The following is a 2,673-nucleotide window of genomic DNA, read 5'->3' as shown; positions in this document are numbered from 1 at the left end:
ACGATGATCGCGCCGATGCCGGCCCGGGAAAGCGCCACCGCCGTCCGCGAAAGGACGTCGCACACCTCCGCCACCGCTTCCGCATCGTGATGTACCGTTGCTTCTCGAAAACCGGTTCGTCCCAGTTGCGCGAGCGCGCGTCGCAGCTCCGGTTGGAAAACGACCGGTATGGCCACGCCGATAGCGATGAGCAATCCGTTGAGAATCGAGAACATCGTCCAGAGGTGGAAGTACTGGACCACGAGCCGCAGCGCGACCAGCAACGCGATGCCTTGCAAGATCTGCACCGCGCGCGTATCGCGGATGAGCAAGAGCACGACGTAGACGATGTACGCCGTCAACACGATGTCAAAGAAATCGCTCCAAGCCGGAACGATATGCGGCAGTGTCATCGGATTCAGAGCGACCTGGCCGCGGCCTGCGACAAGTGCGTTTCAAGCACTTGTCCGCGGGTAGCGGCAAGCCCCATGCGCGCCGCCAAGACTTCGAGCAAGGCGTCAAGCGGAACGTGCGAGAGCAGCGATGCCGCGCCGAGCCGTCCGCCGAAGCGGCGCGATTCCACATCCAGGACGGCAAGCGCGCGGTGCAACGGCGCACGGCGCGTGTCGCCGAATTCCAGCACAACAACCGATGCGCCGTCAGCGGCTGAGGCGGCGCCGTACGCCGCGACATCGGCAAAGCCGCTTTCAGCGCCTCCCACCGCCGCACACGCCCGCAACATGCCGTCATCGGGAACGTCTTCCAGACGCACTTTCAGGATCACGGTCGGTGAGCCGAACTCCAGCGCGACGCCGCGGCATTCAGACCCGCCGAACGGCAACGCAGGCGCCATCTGCCCGACGCTGAGCCCTTTTTGGCCCCAGGGCATGGGCCGCGACAGAGCCCACGTCGCCGCAGGCACGCTTCTCCGCGCGACGTAGATCGAGGCGCCGAAGTCGCCTTGCGCTTCAACTGCAAGTGAGCGCGCCGCTTCGTCGTCGGGAAGCTCTGTCAGATCCGACGCCATGACTTCTATGCGATACGCTCTGCCCGCTGCATGTTCGCCGGCTGCCGTGGCGGCCACCGATTGCACGATAGAACGCAGCGTAGCGTCGCGCGGTACGCACGTGAAGGCCGAGCAATTCAAATCGACATCGTTGCCATGCTCGATCACCGTCCCGCAAGTAGAGAGCGTGCGAACGCAATCGGCGAGCGTGTGAGGCGCTAGCGCCGGGTTGACGATGATGCGAACGAAAAGTGCTGGCAAGTCGAGGTCTCCGCTTCCTCGCGTGTCGCCAAAGTCCCTCACGCAACGCGTGCGCGCATTGCTTCCGATGCGTTGGATGTGGTATCATTTCAGGGATTTTTGCCAATCAGTCGTGAGGAGCGGTTCGTGCCCAATATCAAAGCTGCCATAAAGTGGACGCGCGCGTCAGAAAAAAGGCGCATGCGAAATCTCGCCGTCAAGTCCAAATTGAAGACGCTCGTCAAGAAGGCTTCGGCCCAGGATTCCACCTCGAGCAATGCGTTGGCAGCTGCGTCCGCGCTCGACAAAGCCGCTGCGCGCGGCATCATCCACAAAAACAAAGCCGCGCGGCAGAAGTCACGAATCGCGAAGAAGGCCTCCGCAAAGAAGTAGCGCGATGCGCACCGTTGGGCTGCTCCTCCTCGCCGCGCTGGTCTTCTGCGGCACCACGGCCGCGTCCGGCGCTCCCACACCGCAGCCCGTCTCCACCGCGATCCCTGCCGCTTCTCCTCAAGCCGCTGCAACGGTTGCGGCATCCCCGACGCCCTCAAATCCGTTCGCAAGCCCGACGCCCGAGGGCCAAGCCGTCACGGGTACCAACGGCTATGCGGCGCTGTTCATCGAGTCGGCTTCAGGATCGGGCGGCACGTACGTGCCGACAGCCAGCACGGCTGCGCCGATCGCTTTTCCAGCGTCGACCGGCCGCGGCTTCACGATCGACGTGACCGGCCGTCTTTCGCGAGCGTTCGCGGGTTCGCTGCGCATCCAAGACGATTCATTCCATAGCGGCGATAATCCGATCAGCACGGTCACCGAAGGCGCGTTGCTCTACGGAGCGCAACGCACCGCGTTCGGCATCGGTGTCATCTCACTCCAGCGATCGTCGGGATTGGCTTCGGCCACCGGCGCTGGTCTCGGTGTCGCTCTCGCGCCGGACGAGATCCGCAGCATCAGCCTCTTCGGCAAGATCTTCTTGTACCCGTCTCTGCAGTTCCCCGCGATCGGATCGCTGCCCAGTGCTCACGCCGTACGGTCGAGTCTCTTCACCTATGAAGCCGGGGTTGCGTTCGCGCCGCCCGCGCGCGGCGGACTTTTCTATTCTATCGGCGTCGCCGGCCACGCCGGCGCACCGAGCGCCTTCTCACCGCAGAGCGTCACCGCGCTTCAGCTCGGCGTCGGCACCCGCTTCTGATGTAGGGCGGACGTTTATCGTCCGCCGGTTCGGATGTAGGGCGGACGTTTATCGTCCGCCGGTTCCGATGTAGGGCGGACGTTTATCGTCCGCCGGTTCTGATGTAGGGCGGACGTTTATCGTCCGCCGGTTCTGATGTAGGGCGGACGTTTATCGTCCGCCGGTTCGGATGTGGGGCGGACGTTTATCGTCCGCCGGTTCGGATGTAGGGCGGACGTTTATCGTCCGCCGGTTCCGATGTGGGGCGGACGTTTAT

General features: G+C 63.8%; 4 protein-coding genes. 2 read left to right on the top strand and 2 right to left on the bottom strand.

What is annotated here, in order from left to right:
• Window positions 1–392: hypothetical protein (locus VKT51_07340; GenBank protein ID HLJ83964.1), on the bottom strand; the 392-nt coding region annotated here is incomplete at its 3' end.
• Window positions 393–397: 5 nt separating this feature from the next.
• Window positions 398–1,246, bottom strand: a complete 849-nt coding sequence (locus VKT51_07335) for a hypothetical protein (protein HLJ83963.1) — start codon at window positions 1,244–1,246, stop codon at window positions 398–400.
• A 78-nt stretch (window positions 1,247–1,324) separates the two neighbouring features.
• On the opposite strand from VKT51_07335, the gene rpsT reads away from it, so the two are divergent.
• Both rpsT and VKT51_07325 read left to right on the top strand, forming a co-directional pair.
• The gene (gene rpsT / locus VKT51_07330) at window positions 1,325–1,618 is read left to right on the top strand and encodes a 30S ribosomal protein S20 (protein HLJ83962.1); all 294 of its coding nucleotides are present in this window, start codon (window positions 1,325–1,327) and stop codon (window positions 1,616–1,618) included.
• A gap of 4 nt (window positions 1,619–1,622) precedes the next feature.
• Window positions 1,623–2,417 carry a hypothetical protein gene (locus tag VKT51_07325; GenBank protein HLJ83961.1) on the top strand — a complete coding sequence of 265 codons (795 nt, stop codon included), beginning with the start codon at window positions 1,623–1,625 and terminating at the stop codon, window positions 2,415–2,417.
• Window positions 2,418–2,673: the final 256 nt, after the last annotated feature.

Source organism: Candidatus Eremiobacteraceae bacterium, assembly GCA_035295225.1.
Classification (GTDB): Bacteria; Vulcanimicrobiota; Vulcanimicrobiia; order Eremiobacterales; family Eremiobacteraceae; genus JABCYQ01.
This window is presented reverse-complemented; position numbering and strand designations above follow the sequence as displayed.

Excerpts from the sequence above, each read along its gene's own strand:
- VKT51_07325 (HLJ83961.1), top strand. The coding sequence starts at position 1,623 with ATGCGCACCGTTGGGCTGCTCCTCCTCGCCGCGCTGGTCTTCTGCGGC.